This window comes from Flagellimonas allohymeniacidonis (genome assembly GCF_004296335.1).
GTDB lineage: Bacteria > Bacteroidota > Bacteroidia > Flavobacteriales > Flavobacteriaceae > Flagellimonas > Flagellimonas allohymeniacidonis.
Window position 1 is genome coordinate 927,463 of record NZ_SGIU01000002.1, and the last position, 22,714, is coordinate 950,176.

Genomic DNA, 22,714 nt, shown 5'->3' on the forward strand with positions numbered 1-22,714 from the left:
TTACTTTAATATTATTTCATCATAACCCTTGGGGATTTTATAGGGAAAGTTAAGGGATTTGTTCAATTCCAGGTTCCTGAAATTAAGGTCAATAGTAGTTTTGTCATCCTGATCAATAGCCAAAATTCTAACTTCATTGGGAAGAACTTTGCCAGAAACATCCTGATAGGTATAATCTGCACTCAACACAATTTCCTTTTCCGGTTGGATAATCTCTTGTGTCGCTATTTTAAAATTTTTCGGCTCCAATTGGAACAATAGCTTAAAGAATTCCTTGGTGCGTTTCGGCTTAAGTTCATAATTACCGTCACTCACAGAAGAAACGTATCTGTCTTCCCTTAAATCACGGAGGGCATTACCAAGTAGAAGGTTTTGAACAATTTTAAAATCAAGCTCTGTCCCCAACAACTGACTCAAATAACCAAAGTCCCCATCAAAGTATTCGCCTTGAAGTTTATTATAAAAAGAAACTCTTTCCGGGGTTATATGGGCCTTCACCACACCTAAAGGAGCGCTCATCCAAATGACCCTATCTTTCTGCATCCTGAGGCTTACCGAAACGGCTTGGTTTTCTTTGCCATTGAAATAATCAATTTTAACCTTACCCCTCAGGGTTTTGAAATCGGTTTGGTTCTCATAGTGGTTTGAAATGATCTTCTTGGTTGAAATACCCAAATCAACTTCTCCAGAGGCAATGGCCTTTGTGCTCTTGCATGAGGACAATAACAAGGCTACCAACCCAAAATAAACCAATTGTTTTATTTCTATTCCTTTCATCATCAGGACCTTGGTTCAATTTTGTTTAAATATTCTTTGGATTTTTCATTATCCCCCAAATTCGCATGGGCCTTGGCGAGTTCTTGATACATTTTATTGCGGAGTACCGTATTATCCAAAATGAAATCCAAGCCGGCTTCTAAAACTTCTATAGCTTGTTTTTCCCTTGAGGTTCTGCCCAAAGAAAGGCCATAGGCATAATGAAAATATGGTTGTAGAGGATAATTATCCAAGGCTTCCTTGGCCACTTTTTCCAATGTATTAAATTCAGAACCTAAAATCAATTTTTCGATTTGACTGCTATAATTTGTAACAGGATCGTTTGCTATTTCTTCTTCCTGCTTAGGTTTTATCCGTTCTGTGTGGTTCCTTTGCAAGGAACGAATAGAGTCATTTATCTTTTTTCTAAGGCTTTCAACGGACGAATTATTTCCCAACCCTTCCAGGGTTTGAAGGGCTTCCTCATATTTTCTTTTGTAAAAGTAAACTCGAGCTAGATTTTCCCTTAGCTCTCCCTGGATTACGGGAACACTGCCTTGGAGATTATTGATATTGCCCCCCTGATTGTCCAAAATGGTCACCAAATTTTCCAAATACCAGTAATTACTTGGTTCGGCATTAAGTGCCATAATGGCATATTGCTGTGCTTGAGGGTACTTCTTATCCAAGAAAAAGGTACGCGCCAACTCATAGTCCACCACACTCTTGGAAGAATCCAATCTTTTGCATTGAAAAAAATAAGAGGTAGCCCTATCATAATTTTGAATTCCCTTCTGCTTTAAGGCCTCAAAAAAAGCTTCTTGGAACTCGTCGGTATAGTCCTCAAGGAATACCTCGGCGCTTTCCTCTTCCTGGGCCCATAACGCAACCGGAAGCAATAAGATGAGCATATATTTCAAGAAGACTTTCCTCAATTGATTTTCCTTTATTTTTTAGCGCCTAGCTACTTCATCTCAGAGTAGTCCCCTAGGCTTACTGTTTCAAACTTACCGTCAAATACCACATGGTTGCCAACCATTGCATTGTCGAGGTTGGCATTCATAATCTTCGTATTACTTTGGATGATGCTATTTTTTATGGTTGAGTTTTCCAAAACCGTGTTAGCTCCTACTGAAACATAAGGCCCCACGGTTGTATTTCTTATGGTAACATCTTCCGCGATAAAACAAGGCTCAACGATATTGGCATTTTCCAGGATAACTGTTGGTGCAACCAATTCTTCACCATCTTTTTCTAAAAATCCAAGCATGCGTTGATTGGTTTCCACGGTGACATCCTTGTTGCCGCAATCCATCCATTCATCCACTTTCCCAGGCACAAACTTCATGCCTTTTTCCATCATTCGCTTAATGCCATCATTGATTTGGTACTCTCCCCCATTGATTACATTATGGTCGAGAACATATTGCAACTCTTCTTTTAATTGGCCAACATCCTTAAAATAGTAAATACCAATAACCGCCAAATCGGATACGTATTCCTTTGGTTTTTCTACAAGTTCAACAATTTCGTTGGCCTCACTTAACTTAACTACACCATACGCTTCAGGCCTATCTACTTGTTTCACCCAAATGACACTATCTGCTTTTCTGTCCAAATCAAAATCCGCACGAATCAAGGTGTCTGCGTAGGCTATTACCGCAGGTCCGCTTAGGGATTCCTTTGCGCTCATAATGGCATGTCCCGTGCCTAAGGGCTCATCTTGCCTGTAGATGGAGGCCTTGGCTCCTAGGCCTTCCGCAAGCTCTGTCAAGCTTTCTACAACGTCATCCCCAAAAAAAGCTGGGTCTCCCAAAATAAAGGCAATTTCCTCTATGGGCTCTCCCAATACTTTGGCAATATCTGATACGAGTCGATGCACAATAGGTTTGCCCGCCACCGGAATCAAAGGTTTTGGAACTGTTAGGGTATGTGGCCGTAATCGGGAACCCCTTCCTGCCATGGGTACAATTATTTTCATGTGTTCTTTAGTATAACGTATTTAGTGTTTGGGTTTATTGTGTGCCTGTACTGCCAAAGCCTCCCGACCCACGTTCTGTCGCTGTTAAGGTCTTGGACTCACTCCATTCCACTCGTTCATGTTTAGCAATGACCATTTGCGCAATGCGTTCACCATCTTGAACTACAAATTCGTCTTGTGAAAGATTTACCAATATCACCCCAACTTCGCCACGATAGTCCGCATCAACGGTACCCGGGGCATTTAAAACTGTAATCCCCTTCTTTGCAGCCAAACCACTCCTGGGGCGCACCTGGGCCTCATACCCAATGGGCAGTTCCATAAAAATTCCAGTGGGGATTATTGCCCTTTCCAAACTCTTCAACGTAATCGGCTGCTCAAGATTTGCCCTTAAGTCCATTCCTGCGGAAGCAATGGTCTCATAACTTGGCAAAGCGTGATTGGAAGTGTTGATAACCTTAATCTCTATGTTCATTCTGTTTCAATTGTTCTATCATTTATCCCTTGAATATGTCTTGCGTTGACTCCTTCAATGTTCAAAATTGAAGTTATCTGATTTGGCGAGGCCTCGTAAATATTTTTAGTAACATACCATCTTACTGTTTCTGAATATGGTGGGGTGGTAAGCGAGCCTTTATAATGATAGTAATGGCCCAACAAATCATCGCCTTCTTCAATAAAATCAGAAAATTGGATCTCTCCCAAGTCCACTTCTTTTATTGCGTTTTCCTCTTCAGGAACCGAATTAAGAACATGTGATACAAATGGGTTGGAATCTCCCATTTTGAAAAGAAAGCCAAGTACCAGAAACTCCGTTTCTTGGCCCGCTTCTTGGCCTTTTAAGGTATTGACCACATGCATTTCCATAGGATAGGTTACCCCATCAATAAGATGCTCAGAGGGAGTGTGAAAGTGTGCCTGTTTAAATTCAAAGGTTTCACCATCGACTTCAACCGTGCTTCCGATTTTAAAATCAACTTGGACCGTATGTCCCAAATTTTCCACCGAATTGATCTCGTCTTTGAAACTAAATGTGATATTGTGCTTTCCATCTTTTTGTTCGGAAGACAAAATGTTAATGGGTGACTGGGCATGACAAACTGTACCGTCTTCATGGACATATACGGAGTCTGGTTCAATGACTGCTCTCTGCTCAATTTCCTTTTTGTGGGTCCTTTCCACACAGGAAGAAAGCAGGATAGGCAAGAGGAAAGGTAGAATCTTTATCGCCTTCATGTCCTAGGTTTTGGAAGGTTTCTGAAATATCATCTTGAGCTTATCACCTTCTAGCTTATAAAGCATGCCCAAAAATAACAAAAGTAGAAGCCCCCCGGCTATTAAATTTCTGCCAAAAACATAAAAGGCCAATACGGAAAAAAGGATTGAAATCGAAAGATAAAAAACAATTTTACGCGTGTTGTAAGGTACCGGATAATACCGCTTTCCAAAATAATACGATAGCAACATCATACTGGCATAGGCGGTTAATGTCGCCAGGGCTGAAGCCATATATCCGATTTTTGGGATGAAAATAAAATTGATCGCCAGGGTAAGAATTGCACCCACAGAAGAAATGTACGCGCCAAAGCGGGTTCTATCCGTAATTTTATACCATACGGATAGGCTGTGGTATATCCCCAAACAGAAACTTCCCAATAAGATAATAGGCACTACATCGAGAGCCTCCCAATAAACTGAATTCCGAATTAAGAGTTTGGCCAACGGATCTACCAAAACCACAACGGTCAACAATATCGTGCTCCCTAGGATTACGAAGTAATTTGTGATTTCCGCATAGGTTTTTTGGGGTTTTTCGGTGCTCGCATGGCTAAAGAAAAAAGGTTCTACACCCATGCGAAATGCCGTTCCAAATAGGGTCATGAAAAGCGCCAATTTGTAGCAGGCCCCATATTTACCTACTTCAGTTTCCGCAATATCAGAAGGTAGAAGTTCTGTAAGTAGAATTTTATCAAAAACCTCATTGATGGTGAAAGCAATTCCAGCAATCATAACAGGTCCCGCATACTTTAGCATTTGTTTCCAAAGCTGGATGTCGAAGCTATATTTTGTTCTAAAATAAGTAGGTGATAGCAATAGCAAGGTAATTCCACTTGCCAAGATATTGGAAATGAAAATGTATTGAATCTCCCAGTTTTCTTTGAAGATGGAGCTGAAGAATGAATCTTCCTGATCGGCCACCAGCTTTGGTAATATAATCAAGAAAAAGATGTTAAAGCCCAAGTTGATGGCCACGTTTATCACTTTCAACAAGCCATATTTCATGGGCTTTTCGTTCGCTCTTAAGAGCGCGAATGGAATGATGACCAAGGCATCCAAAACTAAAATATAGGTGGTAAACCGTATGAAATCGGGATTGATGTTGGTAAAATCGGCCAACCATTGTTTTATGGTGAGGGCCAATATCAAAAACAAAAGTGACGATCCCAGAAGAGACAGCAAGGAGGTAGAAATTACTTTGCCTTTGTTTTCACTTTTAGTATAAAACCGAAAAAAAGCGGTTTCCATGCCATAGGCGAGGAAAACATTGAAGATGGCAATCCAAGCATATATGTTGGTATATTGACCATAGCCCGCGGCATTTTCAAAAACTGAAGTGTACAGCGGAAGTAAAAAGAAGGAAATGACCCGAGGTAAGACCGTGGCCAAACCATAAATGAAGGTCTGTTTAAAAAGCTTTTTTAATGGGTTCAATGCGAAATAATTCGTTTCAGGACTCCATAAACCGCGTCACAAGTTACATAAAACCCCAAAGTTACTATTTCAGGGGAAGCTTAGGGGAGTTTGGGAAAGACTATTTAGTTTTTTGGCATGGGTTGATAGAACAAAGGCTTCCCATCCTTTATGCCGATAACCTTAAAATATCTCATTTTCCCCTTATCATTGTAGCTTATTATCGCCTCCGAGGATTCAAGCTCAAAGGGAAATTCTTCCTGTTTGTGCAAGCTTGGTGGTTGGTTCCCAACTTCTTCTTTAGGGTCAGCATCCATGATGATATCGGGTTTTGTCCGCTCTTCAATTTTGAAATCAGCCACCAGTATTTGGCCTTCTTTTCTTTTTTCCCAGCGAATGTCGGTAACCATACCTCTAAAGAATGCCTGTTTTACATCTATATCAGATACTTCGTCCAAAACAGGGATTTCCAAGAGTAGACCCTTGCCACTTTCTTCAGTGCTGCCATACCATTGTTTACAACTTGCTTCGCCCAAAGTCACAGGTGATGTTTCAATCATACTTTTCTGGGATGAACAACCTGATGATAAAAATATCATCATGAAAGTTAGAAGGATAAAAGTTCGCATAATAGTTAGAATTCATGGTTTCTAAAGATATAAAACCAAAAGTGGTGCCAAAACTTTTCATGACCCCCTAAACAAAAAAACCACCCATTAAGGGTGGTTTATCAGTTCTATATAAACAAAGGCCTAGTTGTTTAGCGCCTCAGCTCCACCCACGATTTCCAATATTTCATTGGTGATAGCAGCCTGACGGGCCTTGTTATAGGTCAATGTCAGTTGATCCTTTAATTCACCCGCGTTGTCCGTGGCTTTGTGCATAGCAGTCATTCGAGCTCCGTGCTCACTGGCAAAGGAATCACGAATTGCCTTGAAAAGTTGGGTTTTTAAAGATTTTGGAATCAATTGCTCCACAATTTCCGGCTTTGATGGCTCAAAAATGTAATCCGCACTATTTTGACTGCCGCCTTCCGTCGGTACTATGGGAAGGAACTGCTCAGTCATCACGATTTGTGTAGCCGCATTTTTGAATTTGTTATATACCAATTCAATTCGGTCGTACTGTCCCTCGGTAAATTTGGCCATCAAGTCCTCTGCTATTTCGGAAACGTTGTCAAAGGTAAGGTTATCAAACACCTGACTGTTGTTGGCGATGACGTTCCCCTTTTTTCCAAGAATATCATTTCCTTTTTTACCTATGGCCATAAAGTCAACCTGTTGGCCTGCATAGGTTTCGTTATTCAAGAGAATACTCTGCTTTATAATGTTGGAATTAAAAGCTCCACAAAGACCTCTATTTGAGGTTATGGCCACCACCAATACCTTCTTTACTTCTCTATTGTCCGCAAACTTGCTACCGGCATCACCATCCAAGCTTGCACTTAAATTCTGCAATAGCTCGGTCAATTTATTGGCATAAGGTCGCATTGCAGTAATAGCATCCTGTGCTTTTTTCAATTTTGCAGCAGATACCATTTTCATGGCACTGGTTATCTGCATCGTCGAAGACACCGTAGATATTCTGCTTCGTATTTCCTTTAGATTCGCCATTCTTAATTAGAATTTAGTATTGAGTATTAGGTAATGAGACCTTCTCACTTCCCAATACTGAACCTATGCTCTATATTTTCCTGAAAGGTCCTTGGCAACCGCCGTTAAAGTTTCGGTTACCTCGTCGGTCAACTTTCCGGCCTTTAGGGTTGTCAACACATCAGCATGCTTTGCTTTCAAGAATTCGATAAAATCGGTTTCGAATTCCTTTACTTTTTCCACAGGTACATCCCTCAACAAGTTCTTGGAACCTGCAAAGATGATAGCTACCTGATCCTCAACGGTAAATGGGTCGTTTTGCGCTTGCTTCAGAATTTCAACGTTTCTACGTCCTTTCTCAATCACATTCAAAGTAGCAGCATCCAAGTCAGAACCAAATTTGGCGAACGCCTCCAATTCACGGAATTGCGCCTGGTCCAATTTCAAAGTACCTGCTACCTTCTTCATGGATTTAATCTGTGCGGAACCACCAACACGTGATACGGAAATACCTACGTTAATCGCTGGTCGAACCCCTTGGTTGAACAAGTCTTGCTCCAAGAAAATCTGACCATCGGTAATCGAAATCACGTTGGTTGGAATATATGCGGATACGTCACCTGCCTGCGTCTCAATGATTGGAAGTGCAGTCAATGATCCTCCACCTTTTACCATAGGTTTCAAAACATCTGGAAGATCGTTCATGTTTTGTGCAATGCTATCGTCATCAATAACCTTTGCGGCACGTTCCAATAGTCTTGAGTGTAGGTAGAAAACGTCCCCAGGATAAGCCTCACGGCCTGGAGGTCTTCTCAAAAGCAAGGATACCTCACGATATGCAACAGCCTGTTTTGACAAATCATCATAGATGATCAATGCCGGGCGACCTGTATCCCTGAAGTATTCTCCAATCGCAGCACCAGCAAAAGGAGCATAAACCTGCATTGGTGCAGGGTCAGATGCATTTGCGGCAACAATTGTAGTGTAAGCCAAGGCCCCTTTATCTTCCAAAGTCTTTGCAATGGCAGCTACAGTAGAAGCTTTTTGTCCTACAGCAACATAAATACAATACACAGGTTCACCTGCATCATAAAATTCTTTTTGATTCAAGATGGTGTCGATACAAACGGTGGTCTTACCTGTTTGACGGTCGCCAATAACCAACTCCCTTTGTCCTCTACCGATTGGAATCATGGCATCAACCGCTTTGATTCCTGTTTGCAGTGGTTCGTTTACCGGCTGACGAAAAATAACCCCAGGGGCTTTACGTTCCAATGGCATTTCGTAGGTTTCGCCAGAGATAGGTCCTTTACCATCAATTGGTGCTCCTAACGTATCAACGACACGCCCAACAATTCCTTCACCAACATTAATGGATGCAATACGCTGGGTTCTTTTTACAGTAGCTCCCTCCATAATTTCTTTGGATGGGCCCAACAAAACTACACCAACGTTGTCTTCCTCTAGGTTCAAAACGATACCTTCCATACCGCCATCGAACTCCACAAGCTCACCATATTGAGCGTTGGAAAGTCCATATACACGTGCAATACCGTCCCCTACTTGCAGTACAGTTCCTACTTCATCCAAAGATGCCGTAGCTTCGAACCCGGATAATTGCTTTTTCAAAATTGCTGATACCTCAGCGGCTTTTACTCCTGCCATTTTTATAGACTATTTGTAAATTCTCTTTTTAAATTGTTCAGTTTGTTTGAAATGCTTGCATCATATTGCAAATCTCCTAACCTCAGCACAAATCCGCCGATGATGCTTTCGTCAACTTTATTCTCAAGGGTGACCTTGTTCCCTGTAATTTTGGTCACTTCACCCAATATTTTCTTTTCCAATGCTGCGTTCAATGGGACCGCAGTGGTCACGTAGGCAACATCCTCCCCTTTCAATTGTTCGTGAAGAATGATATACTTGAAGGCAACCTCTTGTAACATTCCAATCCGTTTATTGTCGGTCAATGTGTTTAAGAGGCCTTTGGTGATTTCATTGGAGCTCTTGAAGATTTCGTTCAATGATTTCTTCTTGATTTCCGCCTTGATCACAGGGCTTCCCAAAAGGTTTTGCAAATCCTCATTTTCGGTTATGGTGGCCGAAATGGTTCTCATATCCTTTTCCACAGCTTCAGCCGATTTTTTCTCGACCGCGTAATCCAAGGTTGCTTTTGCGTACCGTATTGCTGCTCTTGCCTCGTTCATTTCGGATTAATTCAGTTTGATGTCTCCCAACATATCGTCCACCAACTTGTGCTGTTTCTTTTTGTCGGACAGTTCTTCTTTGATTACTTTTTCAGCAATGTCTACAGAAAGATTGGCTACCTGAGCTTTGATGTCAGCCACAGCTGCTTTCTTTTCACTTTCAATGGCAGCCTGCGCCTGCTTGATCATTTTATCACCCTCCACTTGAGCTTGGTCTTTTGCTTCAGCTACAATTCTTTCCTTTATCTCACGTGCTTCTTTCAACAGCGTCTCTCTTTCCGCTCTTGCTTCTTTTAGAAGCTTCTCGCTATCGGCAGTAACATTCTGCATTTCCTTCTTGGCCTCTTCCGCTGCATCCAAAGCATTTTTGATTCCTTCCTCCCGATCGTTGACCGCATTAAGGATGGGCTTCCATGCAAATTTCCATAGAAGAAAAAGCAACAAGCCAAATAGCAAAGTCTGCCAGAAAAACAATCCTACCGAAAACTCTTCCAATAACTTTTCCATAATCTGTCTTTTATCTTATCAATTTTTAAACAAGCTAAGGCCGCAACCAACCGTTACGGCCTTTCGCTTTACTTGTTTTGATTACACTGCGAAAAGAGCAGCAAAACCAATACCTTCAATCAACGCTGCTGCAATCAACATCGCTGTTTGGATTTTTCCGTAAGCTTCAGGCTGACGTGCGATGGCCTCCATAGCAGAACCACCGATTCTACCAATACCTAAACCAACACCGATAACTACCAAACCTGCACCTACCATTACTGGAATTTCCATATCTATCTAGTTTAAAAATTAAATATTCAATTTATCAAACACCTCTCAAACATGTCTCGAGGTGACAATTCAATCATTGTTACTGTGCCACTTCGGCTTCATGTTCATGCTCATGCTCTTCTGAGGCAAACCCAAAGTATAGTGCAGAAAGCATGGTGAATATATAGGCCTGTAGCAATGCTACTAATATTTCTATCAATGAGATGGCAAAAGCCAATCCGAAAGACAATGGGCTTCCTATCCAACTTTTAAAAATGAACATCAACCCAATCAAGCTTCCTATCACAATATGCCCTGCTTGCATATTCGCATACAAACGAATCAACAGTGAGAACGGCTTGATTATCAATCCCAACAATTCAATAGGAACCAAGATGATGTACAAAACGATTTTTCCATACCAAGGTAAAGACTTGCCAAGCGGGTCAAATTGGTGCATCCAATAGTCTTTTGTTCCGGTAAAGTTGGTGATGATAAAGGTTAAAACCGCTAATGAGGTGGTAATCGCAATATTTCCTGTTACGTTTATACCTAGCGGGGTCATGCCGAACATGTTCAAAAACCATATAAAGAAAAAGATGGTCAACAAGAAGGGCATGTATTTTTTATAACGCTTCTCTCCAATATTGGGACGAGCGATATCGTCTCTTATATAAAGTACAATCGGCTCAAAGAAACGTCCCGCTCCAGTGGGAATACCATTGTTTTTGGCATAAGACCTAGCAAGACTTCCAAACAACAACAACATTAAAAGTCCCGTGATAATAATCATAACCACGTTTTTCGTGATTGAAAAATCCAATGGCTTTATGTTGGCAGGGTGATGCTCTTCATCATAATTGATGGTTCCTTCAGCATCTGTCTTATAGATTTTGTTGTGGTACAATTTGTAATAATTGCCGTCCACTTCTGCCAAGGTTTCCCCATGATGGAATTTTGAGGACGAAAATACCTGTAGTCCTTCGTCCCATAGAATCACAGGCAGTGGAAAACCTACATACTTATGTTCCCCATTTTCTTTGGTATATGAAAACAGTGAAAAATCGTGGGAATCCTTAAGGTGATGAAAAATGTAATCCTTTATCTCAGTCTTGAGGTCTGTACCTTGCTCTTCAGATATTGCCTCCTTGGCCTCACTAGCGAAGGAAAATTGACCTAAAAAAAGTGCTGCAATAAGTAGAAATCTCGTAAAAGTGTCTTTTCGCATTTCGCTCAAAATATCGGTCTCTCAAAAATCGGTGCAAATGTAAGCGTTTCTTACAAAAAGAAAAAAGCTTTCAAGCTTTTATTTTTGAGGTTTTTAAGAGTCTTGATTTACCGAGGAACCCTCTATTTTTTTAAGCAATTTTGAAATGAAAATCGTCTCAAAGATCAGGGCAATCGCGTAGGGAATAAAAAAGGCTCCAAATTCTAATCGCGACATGTCCCCATCTTGCTTGTAGGTGGGATAAAAAAGTATAAAGAAAAAGGCGAATTTGATCAAACTGCCCCCCATAAACAAAAACCCAATGAGGTTTTTAAGCTTTTCACGAAAAATATAGATCAATAGGAAAATGACAGCGGCCAAAATCGCATTGACCCAGTATGCACGGAAAATAAGATTTTCGAAGGGTGGCAAGTCCAGACTTTTCAATATTTGGGTATGAACCAAAAAAGAGAGGGACAGCAAGAAAACCAGAATCAAAATAAACTGGGCAGGTAAATTGGGTTTAGTCATTTAATATTTGATTCGTTTTAACTGCTGCAAAACTACCCAAATAGAAATTGCCACTCCCAAAAGAGTGGCAATTACCGTAAAAATATTCTTTTCGTTTTGATAATGGTCATCCAGCCATTTACCACCTTGAACAGATAGGTAAATGATGATCCCCATTTCAAACGCGATACCCGTAAGTACCGCCGCGTTTTTAAAAGCGTCCTTTTTCTTAGGAGACTTTGGCTGGCTCATTTGTCTTCGTCGGCTGCAATCTGTGGGTTGAGCTCGAAGCGCTGGAACTTGAAGAAGTTGAAGCGGCAGCTTTGCCCATGGTACATGAAGCATTGAAAGTGGCTCCTGGTTCTACGGCCAATTTGGCCACGGTCACCGTGCCTTCAATCACTGCAGAAGATTTCAGGGAAAGCAGGTCGCTCACATGGAGTTCTCCATTGAATTTTCCTTCTATGTCTGCATTGACACATTCTACTTTTCCTTTAATCAATCCTTCCCTTCCGATTACTACTTTTCCGGAGGTTTTTACATTCCCTTCCAATTTGCCGTCTATTCTAAAGTCAGCTTCGGAAGTAATATCACCTTTAATTTTGGTGTTCTTTTCAATTCTGTTGGGTTGTCCGCCAAGTTCTGTCATAGGTCGAGGTTTTTTGTTGTCAGAAAACATTGTGTTCTACGGTTTTGGGGTTAAAATTTGTTCTTTGTATGATTCTAAATTTTTATGGACCTGTATGATCTTGTAATTCAGCGACAAAACTACGAAATTATCGTTGTTGATCCTGTAGTCCTTGTTGTTTTTTATGAGCTCGGTGAAGCCTAAGGCAAATTCTTTTGATTTAAAGCCATGCACCACTACAAACTGATCTTCCAAATTATAAATGTCCTTGGAAATGATGTTCTTGTAATTGAGATCCTTTCGTACTTCTTCCAAGCGTTGCTTTAATTGTAACGCACTTTCGTTGTCAGATATTTTAAATGGGAACACAACTTTCCAATTTCCTTTCCCAGAAGAGCCTGTTTCGGGTGAAAAATCCTTGTTCTCCAACTTGGGCAATTGATCCTTCACCATCTGCTCGGCCTTCTTGCCCTCTGCATTGTTGGGATAGGTCAGCGCCACATAATTTAAAGCTTCCTTAAAAGATTCAAAACCCTGTAGCCTTCCAATGGCATTGGCCTTCAGCATTTCCAATTTTGGCACTATGGGGTCTCCCATAAACTTTTGGATATTTTCTTGGGTCTGGGTGATGACGTTCAGATATTCTTGCTTTTCGTAAAGTTTGTAAAGTGCTTCATACCTGGCATCAGGACTATCGGTATTGCCAACCAGCACTGCCTGTGGATTAAGAAGTATCTCCGCATAGCGGGTATCCGGATGGTTTGATACAATGTTCCTTTTCATATTCTCGGCCAACGGACTTCCCGATTCCTCATAAATTTTATAGAGATTGTACTTTGATGGAAGGATCAATCGCTCTTCCGGATTGGAAGCCAGTACATTTTCCAATTTTCCGGCGGCCAATAAATTTTCTTTAAACTTCTCCTTGTAGATTAATCCCAACTGATAGTTGGCAAAGTTCTTTTCTGTTTGAAGGCTGTCAATCACGCTCAAGTCGGTAGGCACTTGCTCCAGATAATACTCCAAGGAATACTTTTTATCCTCCGGTACTTCCTCTTGCTCATTGCTATCAACCGCGACCACATCACCGGTTGCCTCAGAAATCAAGGTTCTGTTTTTATTGCTCCATCGCCAATCGTCTTCAAGTTCGCGATTGCCCCATCTTGTTCTAAAGTCATTTTTGCCGTAGCCCAAGCTGGTGATGTTATAGAAATAGAATTTTCCCTTGTTCGCTTTTCCACCTTTGGATTCAGCAAAAGCCGCGAAACCTGCCGTTGTTCTTTGAAGTTCTTTCTCGGCGGCCTCTTCTTCCTTCCATTTAAGCTCGGCGATGTAGTCTTCAAAATATGAAGTTCGTTCCTCTTCTGGCATGTAATAGATGGTGATGACACTATCGGCATATTGAGCGATGTCTTCATATTTGATCACATCTTCTAAATTGTCCAACTTCTTCTTTATTCTTCTGTGCTTTTTTGTGTTCTCCTTCAGGTTGGTCAATGTACTGTCATAGTAAGCCCCTGACGTTTTGTAGAGGTCTTGATCAAAATAATAATCCGCTAGGCTTTGGTAGTTCAATGCACTTAATTTACGGTCGCCCCTGTTAGCTTTTAACGATTTGTTGTAATACACAATCGCTAAACTATCCGATTTTGTCGACAGATGAAACTGGGCAATCTCACGATATATTTTATCCAAAAAAGGGCGGTTTTCGCGGTTCTCCTCCAAATCAGTCAGATACTCCAATAACTCTTCTTCATTTGCTTCAGAAATCTCGGTGTTCTGAATCTTTTTTAGATGGGCATTGATCATATAGATTCTCGGAGATTTTCGGTTTAAGGCAATCACCTTGTCAAAGGCATAGTTGGCACTGTCTTTATATCCCAGTTGATTGTAAAGTTGTCCTATGATGAAAAGATATCTTCCTCTTTCGTTATTTTTTTTGGTGTAGGCTTGGGCAATTTTTAGTTTTTGAATCGCAGTATCCCGTACCTTGAGATTGATATAGCATTGCGCCAAAACAGCATTGGCATCCGCATATTCTTGGTCTTTCAAATCTTCAAACTTGAAAAGTCGCTTGATATTTTTTATCGCCAATTCAGGGTTGTCCAGCCGCATGTTGGTCTTTTCTCTCCAAATAGTGGCTTCATTGAGTTTGTTGCTCTCGGCATATTTTCGAAGCACGTAGTTGAAGGATTCCAATGCAGGAATGTACCGTTGATCAAAATAACGGGCCTTTCCCAAAAGAAGAAAGGCTTCATCAATTTGAGGATTGCGTTCCTCATCTTTGATATCCATGCTATGCTTCTGAATGGCCTTTGTGGCCTTTTCCTCTGCAATTATGAAGTTTGGATTGTTATCTTCTGAGTCAAGTTTGACCTCATCGGTCACCTCAAGGCGTTCCACAGGAAGCACCTCCCAATAGTCATCACGGTAGTTCGCATTGAGTTCTTCCCGACCTACTTCAAAAGCCAAATTACCATTGTACAAGGTATTGTACTTGGTGTTCAAGGCATGCCAGTTGCGGTTGATAAACTTGTCTTTTTTGACAGAACAGGAATTAAAAAATACCCCAGCCAAAAGAAGCGCCCCAAAAAGTTTAAAAAGAAGTTTCAAAATTGTTGCTAATCGTACTTAACCTAACTCAAAAAAAGCCATATTATTATAAGGCTTATCGACAAAATACGCCATTGCATAATGTATTGAAAAAAATGACTCCGATTTGATTCCCTACCAAGCGGTCAAACTATCGAACTGAGCGGTTATCCTATTGTATTTGCTCTTGTAGGCTACAGGGGACAATCCGACGTATTTTTTGAAAACGGTTCTGAAAGACTTTTGGTCCATGTAACCCACTTGGTACATTACCTCGTTCACATTTTGGGGTGTGGATTCCAGGCTTCTTTTTGCAGCCTCAATTTTTACCCTTTGAATGTATTCCAAAGGCGTGTTTTGGGTCGCTTTTTTAAACCTTCGTACAAAATTTCGACTACTAATGGCGTGCCGTTGTGCCAACCATTCCACAGATATTTTTTCCCGCACATTTTGTTCAATATAGTTCTGTGCTTCCTTTATGGCTTGATCATCATGGTCTTTCTGACCCTGAAATATGGCAAACTGATTTTGGTCTATCCGGTCAATCTCAATTTCAAAAAACTTGGAAAGATAAATTGCCGTAGGTCTTCCGCAGTATTTCTGCACCAGATGAATCATTAGATTTAAGAAAGAGTATGCTCCGCCGCTGGAATAAATGCCATCTTCTTCCGTCACAATTTTGTTGGATACCAAATGTACCTTTGGAAACATTTGTTTAAAAATATCCATCGCCGCCCAATGTGTAGCGCATTGTTTGCCATCGATCAAGCCGGTGCTGGCGAGTACAAAAGCTCCCAAACACATGCTGGCCACCTCTGCTTTATGAACCTCGCGCTGTTTTAAAATCCAGGGGATGTATCCCGCGTTTTCTTCCAATTCCTCCATCAAAAAATCTGGGCGAAAAGCTGGAATCAAGACAATGTCTGTTTTTTCCACCTCATCAATGGTATGTTCACAATGAATACGGAAAGCCCCGTCATAGAGCACAGTGTCCTTTTCCAGACCGACAATATGGATCTCAAAAAAATCATCTTCCCTTACCCCTGTTTTCTTCAAGAACTGATTAGCGGCCAATAGCACTTTGTAAGGCCCCACCACATTGCTCAAAATAGCATTTCGCTTGGGAACCAAAATAGATACATGTTTCATTTACTGGATGTTGTGATAGACTCAAAGGTAAAAAATGAGCTTGGCCGAATCAACCCTTTAAAGTGTCTTATTTGCCCTTATGGAGGAGGTGGGTGCTTTTGTAGTTTTGGGATAATGGAATTGGAAGCATTTGAAGAAATTAGAAAATTTTATTGTAGAAACCATCCTGAAGTGACCCAGGGCAAAATGATGAGCTCCCCTGCTATCCATTACAAAAACAAGGTCTTCGCCTTTCTTTCAAGAAAGAACAATATGGTTTTTAAACTTGGAAAAGGCTTCGATTTGAATTCCATAAAAGTTGAGCTTGGGGAATTTAGTCCCTTCAAGACCAAGAAGCCCTTGTCTGGCTGGTATGAATTGGGTTTTGAACACCGCGAAAATTGGATGCCGTTGACGGAATTGGCATTAAATCATATTAAATCTGAATAACTATGGGAACAAAAGGTGATAAGCTAACACCTGTTAGTCAAGCTGCTGCTGAACAACTTGTTTCCAGATTGGCAAAGGTTGAAGGAATTTCCGCCAAAAAAATGTTTGGCGGGCATGGCATCTTCCATCAAGGAAAAATGTTTGGGATTGTTGATTCTAAAGGTAATGTCTATTTTAAAGTCAATGATTCGTCATATAAGAAATATGCGGAACAAGATTCACACAAACATGGAAAAATGCCCTATTATTCAGTTCCTGTAAAGGTGTTGGAGAATGAAGTGACGCTTTTGGAATGGGCATGGGAATCCATTGAAATATCTAAACTATGATTACTTCAAAGTACAGCTCATTCTTCAAAGAGCTTGCCAAAAACAATACCAAAGAGTGGTTTCATGCCAACAAGGCACGTTATGAAAACGATGTTAAGTTGCCCTTTCTAAATTTACTTGAAGAGGTAATTCCTGAATTAATGGAGTGGAACAACCAAATTCAAACTGATCCCAAAAAAGCGCTGTTTCGGATTAATCGTGACATCCGATTTGCAAAGGACAAATCTCCTTATCACACCATAATGAAAGCGGGCTTTTCCGCTGGAGGAAAAAAATCGGAGCTACCAGGGTTCTACTTGGGTATCGATGCGGTACATGTTCATGTGGGTGGTGGACTGTTTATGGTAAGCACTCCACTGCTTAAAAAAGTAAGACACCATATTGCAAAAAATACAGACCAATTGTTGGGGATCGTGGGGGATACCAATTTTCAAAATGCATTTGGGAAACTAAAAGGTGAAAAGGCCAAGCGACTGGACAAAGATTTACAGCCCACCGCGGAGAAAACGGACCTCATTTTCCATAAGCAATTTTATGCCATGGCAGAGTTTCCCTTGGATCCCTTCTATGATTCCGATGCCTTGAGAGACGAAATATTGAACCATTTTGAAGCGATTCGGCCGTTGAATTCCTTTTTGAACGAAGCCTTGGAAGAAGGCTAAACAGATATCAATTAATCAATAAATACAAACAAAATGACTACACAAGAAGTTGCAGACAAGTTGGTATCCCTTTGTAGAGAGGGAAAATACGAGGAAGCTTATGGGCTCTATGCTCAAGATTCAGTAAGTGTTGAAATGCCGGGTTTGCCTAATGAGGTGACCGAAGGTTTGGATAACATTTTGAAAGGGTTCGAAAACTGGGCTAGCATGATTGCCGAATCCCATGGTGGTTCGGTAGGTGATCCCATTGTTGCAGGAAATCACTTCGCTGTACCAATGACCAGTGATGTCACTTTTAAGGATGGAAGAAGAGTAAATATGGAAGAGATTTCCCTTTACCAAGTGGAAAATGGAAAGATCAAAAAGGCTTCCTTTCATTATGATCCTTCTGTTATGTTCTAAACGAATGCCTTGAGGTTGTGAGTTGAGCGCTTCCGAATTGGAAGCGCTTTTTTTATCCTCCAAAGAAGCTTTCCAATTCCTTGAGGGTCTCTGTTGAAGTTTGAATATCTTTTACAATTTCTCCTTTATTGAGCACTACAATACGTTCGCAAACCTCCGTCACGTGAATCAAGTCATGGCTTGATACCAAAACCGTGACATCCTGTTTCGCTGCTAAATCCTTGATGATGGCCTTTAATCTAATTTGGGTGGTGGGGTCTAAATTGGCAAAGGGTTCGTCCAAAATAACGACTTCGGGATTCCCAATAAATGATGCCACGATTCCGGCTTTTTTTTGGTTTCCTTTGGAAAGGTCACGAAGGTATTTTTTCTGTCCCAAAATTTCTCCGTGGAAAAAGTCTTCAAATTGTGCCAGCAGGGCATCAACATCTGCCTTGTTACGGCCACGGAGCTCTCCGATGAAATAGAAGTACTCTTCCGGTGTCAAGTACCCGATAAGAAAAGTTTCATCAATAAAGGCCGACGTAAAAGGCTTCCATTCCTCACTGGCGTTCACCTGCACCCCATTGTTTTCAACTTTACCAGAAGTGGGTTGAATCAAATCGAGAAGTAGGCTGAAAAAAGTAGTCTTGCCGGCACCGTTGTTTCCCACCAAACCAAAACTTTGGCCTTTGGGAATTTCCAAATGATCAATGTTCAAAACTTCTTGTGAACCGTATTTTTTTGTGAGGTTATCTGCAACAATCATTGTAACAATTTTATAAAGGTGGTTATTTCAATTAGCTGTTTTTTTCTTTAAATCCCGCAATCATGCCATACTTCCTTTTTCGATATTGCTCGGTAATCTTATCCAGGAAATAATTCCGAAATGCGAATCCCACAATTCCCAGAACGGAAAGTACGATTACTGCGGCCTCTATTGAAATCAAGTAGTAAATCACTGTAAAAATCAAAATGGGCAAGCCCAAAACTGGAAGCATAATCAGAAATTGGGTGCCACTGGTCCCCTGCATATTACCAAAGGGGCTTTTGTCCAATTCGATACGCTTTTTGTTGAAGGAACCGAAATAGAGAATCACCGGAATGTTAACACCCAGATTATAGAGTGCACTACCAAAATTGACCGCAAGGGCTTTCCATCCGAAATATACATAGGGTATGGTCAGTAAGAACATCACCACAACGCTGACAGCTATTAGACCGGCTTTTGACTCAAGGTATTTGCGAAGCGGAATGTTTTGAGACATCATCATACCGTAGTAAGCACTATCCCATGCCGGAATGAACTGACCAAAATTGGCCAAAAAGATTCCTGTCATAAAAATGCCCAAAAAAGCATACATGGGCATCATGTTGGCGTAAACTTCCTGCGTGTAAAATATGAGTCCATAAAAAACGAACAAAAGTGAGATGAATACTTGGGCCTTGGTTCGCTTATTCCTCCAAATAAGTTTAAGGTCCAATCGCAGGAAGGGGGCTATATCCCCAAATCGACGAGTCCAAGCCAAATCGGAAGTATTCGCTTCTTGGGATTTGGCCTTAAGGGAGGCATCTAGAAAAATACGGTTCCTTAAATATTTGTAATTAATCCAATAAACCAATATCGCAAGGGCCATGGGAACGAGCACAGTAATGGGATAGGCATACAATCCGTGAAAAATTGGGCCAAAGAAAGCCTTAACAGGAAGTAAAGCGAAATAGTCCATGGCATAAAGGGCAACTATAATTCCCCCGATAACCAATAATGCCTTGTCGCTTTTGTTTACAATAAAGTTTACGTAGTTAACGCAAAGGACAATCGCAAAAATAGAAACGACCCAAAACAACACATTGACCGCTGGGTAACCCTTAAATATCAATACAATGGCAAAGGGTACAAAGAAAAAAATAGCCAACAAGTTGTAAATTGAAACTGCCGACCTTCCCAGGATGTAATGGGTAATGGCACTTTTTTTTATGGGATAGGATAGAAAAGGCTTAATATCCATGACTGGGAGTTTCTGCATGAAATACCGCAAAAACAGTTCAATGAGAATCCAATACACAAAATATTGGCTGATGAGCCACATCGGGTTGACATCTGGTGCCAGCTTTCGTAGAATAAAATACATTCCTGCCCCAGTGGCCACCAAAGTGGTCAACATATAAATCCCAAAAAAGATCATTAAAATTTTGAGTGCAATGCCTTTTCCGAAAGAAGAGGACCGAAAAAAGGATTTCCATTGCAGTCGAATGAAATGCTTGAACATGGTTGGCAATTTTTCACAAGTTAGTACCCAAAAGGAAAGATTTGTTACAATCCCATCCGTATTTGCAAAAAATTATGATCAAAAATCAAGCTAATCCTTAGTTTTGCACCAAAAATTGACTAGATGAGTGATTTTCATGCCCTCAAAGTTGTCTCAAAAGAGCAGCTTACCCCAAATGCAGTATCCCTTACTTTTGAAATCCCAGAGAATCTCAAAGAGACTTTTTCCTTTACTGCTGGGCAATACATTACCCTAAAGCATCAAGTAAATGGCGAGGAATTGCGCAGAGCTTACTCCATCTCCTCGGCGCCATCTTCAGGTAAGGTCACTGTTGGAATTAAAAAAATGCCAAAGGGTACATTTTCAGTTTACGCCAACGAAAGTGTCAAGGAGGGGGACTTGTTGGAAGTAATGCCCCCTGAGGGGCGTTTTATTTTTCAAGCCAATGGGACTTCAAAAAACATTGCGGCTTTTGCTGCTGGAAGTGGTATCACTCCCATTATGAGCATTGCGCAAACGGTTTTGGAAAGTAGTCCTGAAAACAAATTTGTGCTGGTTTTTGGAAATCAGACCGCAGAAGAGACCATGTACCTTTCGGCCATTGAGAATTTGCAAAAGGAGTACGGCGATCGATTCTTTGTTCAGCATATTTACAGCAGAGCTCAAGAGAACAACGCCATGTTCGGCAGAATCGAAAGATCCACGGTCAATTTTATTGTCAAAAATAAATTCAAGGATACCTCATTTGATGCTTTTTATCTGTGTGGCCCAGAGGAAATGATTGAAACCGTCACCGATACCTTAAAAAACAATGGGATCCCCCAAGAGCAAATTTTATTCGAACTGTTCTCTTCCCCGGAAACAGAAGACACCCTTGCGGAAAATCTAAAAGGGAAAACACAATTGGAGGTCATCGTTGATGATGAATCCTTTACATTGACGATGGACAAAAAGGAGTTGGTGTTGGATGTGGTTCTAAAGGAAAACATCGATGCCCCTTATTCTTGCCAGGGTGGGGTGTGCAGTAGTTGTATAGCCCGCATTACTGAAGGAAAAGCCGAGATGGTGAAAAATCAAATTTTGACCAATGGAGAGGTTGCGGAAGGCCTTATCCTCACCTGCCAAGCGCATCCATTAACTCCCACTTTGAAAGTGGATTATGATGATGTGTAATCCATGATAGGTCTAAAAATTGTATACGTCGCCAACATTCTGGTTGCCGGTTGGATAAGCTTCACCAGCTTGTTTTTTCCCAAAGTGGCCGTTCGTTCGATTTTCGAAAATTCCGTGGCTTATTCAGAAATTATTCGGTTGGTAGGTTCTTTGTGGGGGGCGATTTTTGTACTCTCCTGTTTGGGCCTAATTTACCCGAAGCGCATGGCCTTGGTATTGCTTTTTCAATTGATTTACAAAGGAAGCTGGCTACTTGCCGTGGCCTTACCTGCTATTTTGGCCAAAAAGCCTTTTCCATCCGGAATGGCAGTTTTCTTTCTTATTTGGTGCCTGGTTTTACCTTTTGTTATTCCTTGGAAAACCATTTTTCAATAGTCCTACTACCATGATCATATCCAATCATAAAGGCTTTTTCTATACCCTTCTTGTCCAAAACCCCAATTTTCTCCAACTCCAAGGGCTCTATATACAGATCACACTCCGTTAGTTTTTTATGACTTGATGCATAGATCATCAAGCCTGTGATTCTTCCGGCTAGTTGTAAAGAATTTTTGAGGTCTTTTTTTCGTACTTCCCCCGCGATGGAAACATTGCTGCCAATAACTAAGTCAACTTTGTCTTCCACATATTCTTTGGGAAAATTGTTCATCACACCTCCATCAGCATACAGAACACCATCAATGTCCACAGGGCTAAAAACAGGAGTTAAAGCTGCAGATGCCAAAAGGGGTTTGATTAGATCACCTTGATAAAATACTTTTTCCTCGCCTTTCATAAGGTCTGTGGTGACCACATGAAGCGGTTTGTCCAGGCTTTCAAAGGAATCATTGGGAAAATACCCTTTAAAAATGGGGTAGTACCTTTCCGTGTCAATAAATCCAGGTTTGTTGATGGCAAAAAAATTATACTTAAACAATGGGGTCTCCCTAAAAAACTGGAGCATGTCCTCGGCAGAATTTCCATTGGCATACAACGCCCCGACCAGCGCCCCTACACTTGTTCCAGAAATTACATCAGCTTCAAGACCATTTTCATGCATTGCCTTGATCAGTCCAATATGTGCCATTCCCCTTATTCCACCTCCAGAAAGTACAAGGCCGATAGTTTTTGGTTTTTTTTCGTTTTGGGACATGTTGTGGAACAAGTTCAATGCTTAAAATTAGACAGTACTTAACAAATTATGCCATACATCGATGAATTTAATAGAGAATTAACCAACTGCTTGGTCTGTTGTTTTTGTAAACGGTGGTGGTTTTGGAAACTTTATCCATAAAATAGGCCTAGTAAACGGCTTCACAGTTCTGAAATCGTTTCTTGCACCGACTTAGGCGTCGGTATGTTAAAAAAAGTGGTTGTTCATAGAATATGTAATGTGGTATCTTGATTCACGACTAAAAG

The 22,714-nt window shown here is 40.9% G+C and carries 27 protein-coding genes; 6 read left to right on the forward strand and 21 right to left on the reverse strand.

Annotated features, from left to right (window positions below; translation table 11 throughout):
• The 18 genes from lolB1 to EW142_RS12665 all read right to left on the reverse strand — a co-directional run bounded on the left by lolB1 (window position 1) and on the right by EW142_RS12665 (window position 16,072).
• Window positions 1-780 carry a lipoprotein insertase outer membrane protein LolB1 gene (gene lolB1 / locus EW142_RS12580; RefSeq protein WP_240740212.1) on the reverse strand — a complete coding sequence of 260 codons (780 nt, stop codon included), beginning with the start codon at window positions 778-780 and terminating at the stop codon, window positions 1-3.
• Window positions 780-1,667, reverse strand: a complete 888-nt coding sequence (locus tag EW142_RS12585) for a tetratricopeptide repeat protein (RefSeq protein ID WP_130614361.1) — start codon at window positions 1,665-1,667, stop codon at window positions 780-782. Before EW142_RS12585 ends, lolB1 begins: the two co-directional genes overlap by 1 nt.
• A gap of 53 nt (window positions 1,668-1,720) precedes the next feature.
• On the reverse strand, window positions 1,721-2,737 hold the full coding sequence (locus EW142_RS12590) for a sugar phosphate nucleotidyltransferase (protein ID WP_130614363.1): 1,017 nt from the start codon (window positions 2,735-2,737) through the stop codon (window positions 1,721-1,723).
• 34 nt (window positions 2,738-2,771) lie between these two features.
• Window positions 2,772-3,206, reverse strand: coding sequence for a dUTP diphosphatase (gene dut / locus EW142_RS12595; RefSeq protein WP_130615718.1), 435 nt, complete (start codon window positions 3,204-3,206; stop codon window positions 2,772-2,774).
• A 2-nt stretch (window positions 3,207-3,208) separates the two neighbouring features.
• Window positions 3,209-3,973 (reverse strand): carbonic anhydrase family protein, encoded by a 765-nt coding sequence (locus EW142_RS12600; protein ID WP_130614365.1) that lies wholly within the window; start codon window positions 3,971-3,973, stop codon window positions 3,209-3,211.
• Between the two features lie 3 nt (window positions 3,974-3,976).
• Window positions 3,977-5,449, reverse strand: coding sequence for a lipopolysaccharide biosynthesis protein (locus EW142_RS12605; protein WP_130614367.1), 1,473 nt, complete (start codon window positions 5,447-5,449; stop codon window positions 3,977-3,979).
• A 104-nt stretch (window positions 5,450-5,553) separates the two neighbouring features.
• Window positions 5,554-5,988, reverse strand: coding sequence for a hypothetical protein (locus EW142_RS12610; RefSeq protein WP_130614369.1), 435 nt, complete (start codon window positions 5,986-5,988; stop codon window positions 5,554-5,556).
• Window positions 5,989-6,180: 192 nt separating this feature from the next.
• Window positions 6,181-7,041: an ATP synthase F1 subunit gamma gene (atpG, locus tag EW142_RS12615; protein ID WP_130614371.1), complete on the reverse strand. Its 861-nt coding sequence runs from the start codon at window positions 7,039-7,041 to the stop codon at window positions 6,181-6,183.
• 63 nt (window positions 7,042-7,104) lie between these two features.
• The gene (gene atpA, locus EW142_RS12620) at window positions 7,105-8,685 is read right to left on the reverse strand and encodes a F0F1 ATP synthase subunit alpha (RefSeq protein ID WP_130614373.1); all 1,581 of its coding nucleotides are present in this window, start codon (window positions 8,683-8,685) and stop codon (window positions 7,105-7,107) included.
• Window positions 8,686-8,687: 2 nt separating this feature from the next.
• Complete coding sequence (gene atpH, locus EW142_RS12625) at window positions 8,688-9,227, reverse strand: ATP synthase F1 subunit delta (protein ID WP_130614375.1); 540 nt, start codon at window positions 9,225-9,227, stop codon at window positions 8,688-8,690.
• A gap of 6 nt (window positions 9,228-9,233) precedes the next feature.
• On the reverse strand, window positions 9,234-9,734 hold the full coding sequence (locus EW142_RS12630; protein ID WP_130614377.1) for a F0F1 ATP synthase subunit B: 501 nt from the start codon (window positions 9,732-9,734) through the stop codon (window positions 9,234-9,236).
• 81 nt (window positions 9,735-9,815) lie between these two features.
• Window positions 9,816-10,007: an ATP synthase F0 subunit C gene (atpE, locus tag EW142_RS12635; RefSeq protein WP_045801726.1), complete on the reverse strand. Its 192-nt coding sequence runs from the start codon at window positions 10,005-10,007 to the stop codon at window positions 9,816-9,818.
• 79 nt (window positions 10,008-10,086) lie between these two features.
• Window positions 10,087-11,214, reverse strand: coding sequence for a F0F1 ATP synthase subunit A (gene atpB / locus EW142_RS12640; RefSeq protein ID WP_130614379.1), 1,128 nt, complete (start codon window positions 11,212-11,214; stop codon window positions 10,087-10,089).
• A 93-nt stretch (window positions 11,215-11,307) separates the two neighbouring features.
• A complete protein-coding gene (locus tag EW142_RS12645) occupies window positions 11,308-11,724 on the reverse strand; it encodes an MFS transporter (RefSeq protein WP_130614381.1) in 417 nt (138 codons plus the stop codon).
• Window positions 11,725-11,955, reverse strand: a complete 231-nt coding sequence (locus EW142_RS12650; RefSeq protein ID WP_130614383.1) for an AtpZ/AtpI family protein — start codon at window positions 11,953-11,955, stop codon at window positions 11,725-11,727.
• Complete coding sequence (locus EW142_RS12655) at window positions 11,933-12,382, reverse strand: bactofilin family protein (protein ID WP_130614385.1); 450 nt, start codon at window positions 12,380-12,382, stop codon at window positions 11,933-11,935. Before EW142_RS12655 ends, EW142_RS12650 begins: the two co-directional genes overlap by 23 nt.
• Before the next feature lie 6 nt (window positions 12,383-12,388).
• Entirely contained in the window at window positions 12,389-14,944 is a 2,556-nt protein-coding gene (gene porW, locus EW142_RS12660; protein WP_130614387.1) for a type IX secretion system periplasmic lipoprotein PorW/SprE, read from the reverse strand.
• Window positions 14,945-15,058: 114 nt separating this feature from the next.
• Window positions 15,059-16,072: a GlxA family transcriptional regulator gene (locus EW142_RS12665; protein ID WP_130614389.1), complete on the reverse strand. Its 1,014-nt coding sequence runs from the start codon at window positions 16,070-16,072 to the stop codon at window positions 15,059-15,061.
• Between EW142_RS12665 and EW142_RS12670 the strand changes: the two genes are divergently transcribed.
• The 4 genes from EW142_RS12670 to EW142_RS12685 are packed head-to-tail and all read left to right on the forward strand — an operon-like array spanning window position 16,064 to window position 17,894.
• Window positions 16,064-16,501 carry a hypothetical protein gene (locus EW142_RS12670; RefSeq protein ID WP_130614391.1) on the forward strand — a complete coding sequence of 146 codons (438 nt, stop codon included), beginning with the start codon at window positions 16,064-16,066 and terminating at the stop codon, window positions 16,499-16,501. The genes EW142_RS12665 and EW142_RS12670 overlap by 9 nt on opposite strands.
• A 2-nt stretch (window positions 16,502-16,503) precedes the next feature.
• A complete protein-coding gene (locus EW142_RS12675; RefSeq protein ID WP_130614393.1) occupies window positions 16,504-16,830 on the forward strand; it encodes a TfoX/Sxy family protein in 327 nt (108 codons plus the stop codon).
• Entirely contained in the window at window positions 16,827-17,492 is a 666-nt protein-coding gene (locus EW142_RS12680) for a DUF2461 domain-containing protein (RefSeq protein WP_130614395.1), read from the forward strand. Before EW142_RS12675 ends, EW142_RS12680 begins: the two co-directional genes overlap by 4 nt.
• Before the next feature lie 33 nt (window positions 17,493-17,525).
• Window positions 17,526-17,894 carry a nuclear transport factor 2 family protein gene (locus EW142_RS12685; protein ID WP_130614397.1) on the forward strand — a complete coding sequence of 123 codons (369 nt, stop codon included), beginning with the start codon at window positions 17,526-17,528 and terminating at the stop codon, window positions 17,892-17,894.
• A gap of 52 nt (window positions 17,895-17,946) precedes the next feature.
• On the opposite strand, the gene EW142_RS12690 is transcribed toward EW142_RS12685, so the two are convergent.
• Window positions 17,947-18,642 carry an ABC transporter ATP-binding protein gene (locus tag EW142_RS12690; RefSeq protein ID WP_130614399.1) on the reverse strand — a complete coding sequence of 232 codons (696 nt, stop codon included), beginning with the start codon at window positions 18,640-18,642 and terminating at the stop codon, window positions 17,947-17,949.
• A gap of 31 nt (window positions 18,643-18,673) precedes the next feature.
• Window positions 18,674-20,143: a DUF5687 family protein gene (locus EW142_RS12695; protein ID WP_130614401.1), complete on the reverse strand. Its 1,470-nt coding sequence runs from the start codon at window positions 20,141-20,143 to the stop codon at window positions 18,674-18,676.
• A 123-nt stretch (window positions 20,144-20,266) separates the two neighbouring features.
• On the opposite strand from EW142_RS12695, the gene EW142_RS12700 reads away from it, so the two are divergent.
• Complete coding sequence (locus tag EW142_RS12700; protein ID WP_130614403.1) at window positions 20,267-21,316, forward strand: ferredoxin--NADP reductase; 1,050 nt, start codon at window positions 20,267-20,269, stop codon at window positions 21,314-21,316.
• A gap of 3 nt (window positions 21,317-21,319) precedes the next feature.
• On the forward strand, window positions 21,320-21,691 hold the full coding sequence (locus EW142_RS12705; RefSeq protein WP_130614405.1) for a hypothetical protein: 372 nt from the start codon (window positions 21,320-21,322) through the stop codon (window positions 21,689-21,691).
• On the opposite strand, the gene EW142_RS12710 is transcribed toward EW142_RS12705, so the two are convergent.
• Window positions 21,663-22,448 carry a patatin-like phospholipase family protein gene (locus EW142_RS12710; protein WP_130614407.1) on the reverse strand — a complete coding sequence of 262 codons (786 nt, stop codon included), beginning with the start codon at window positions 22,446-22,448 and terminating at the stop codon, window positions 21,663-21,665. The genes EW142_RS12705 and EW142_RS12710 overlap by 29 nt on opposite strands.
• Window positions 22,449-22,714 lie beyond the last annotated feature (266 nt).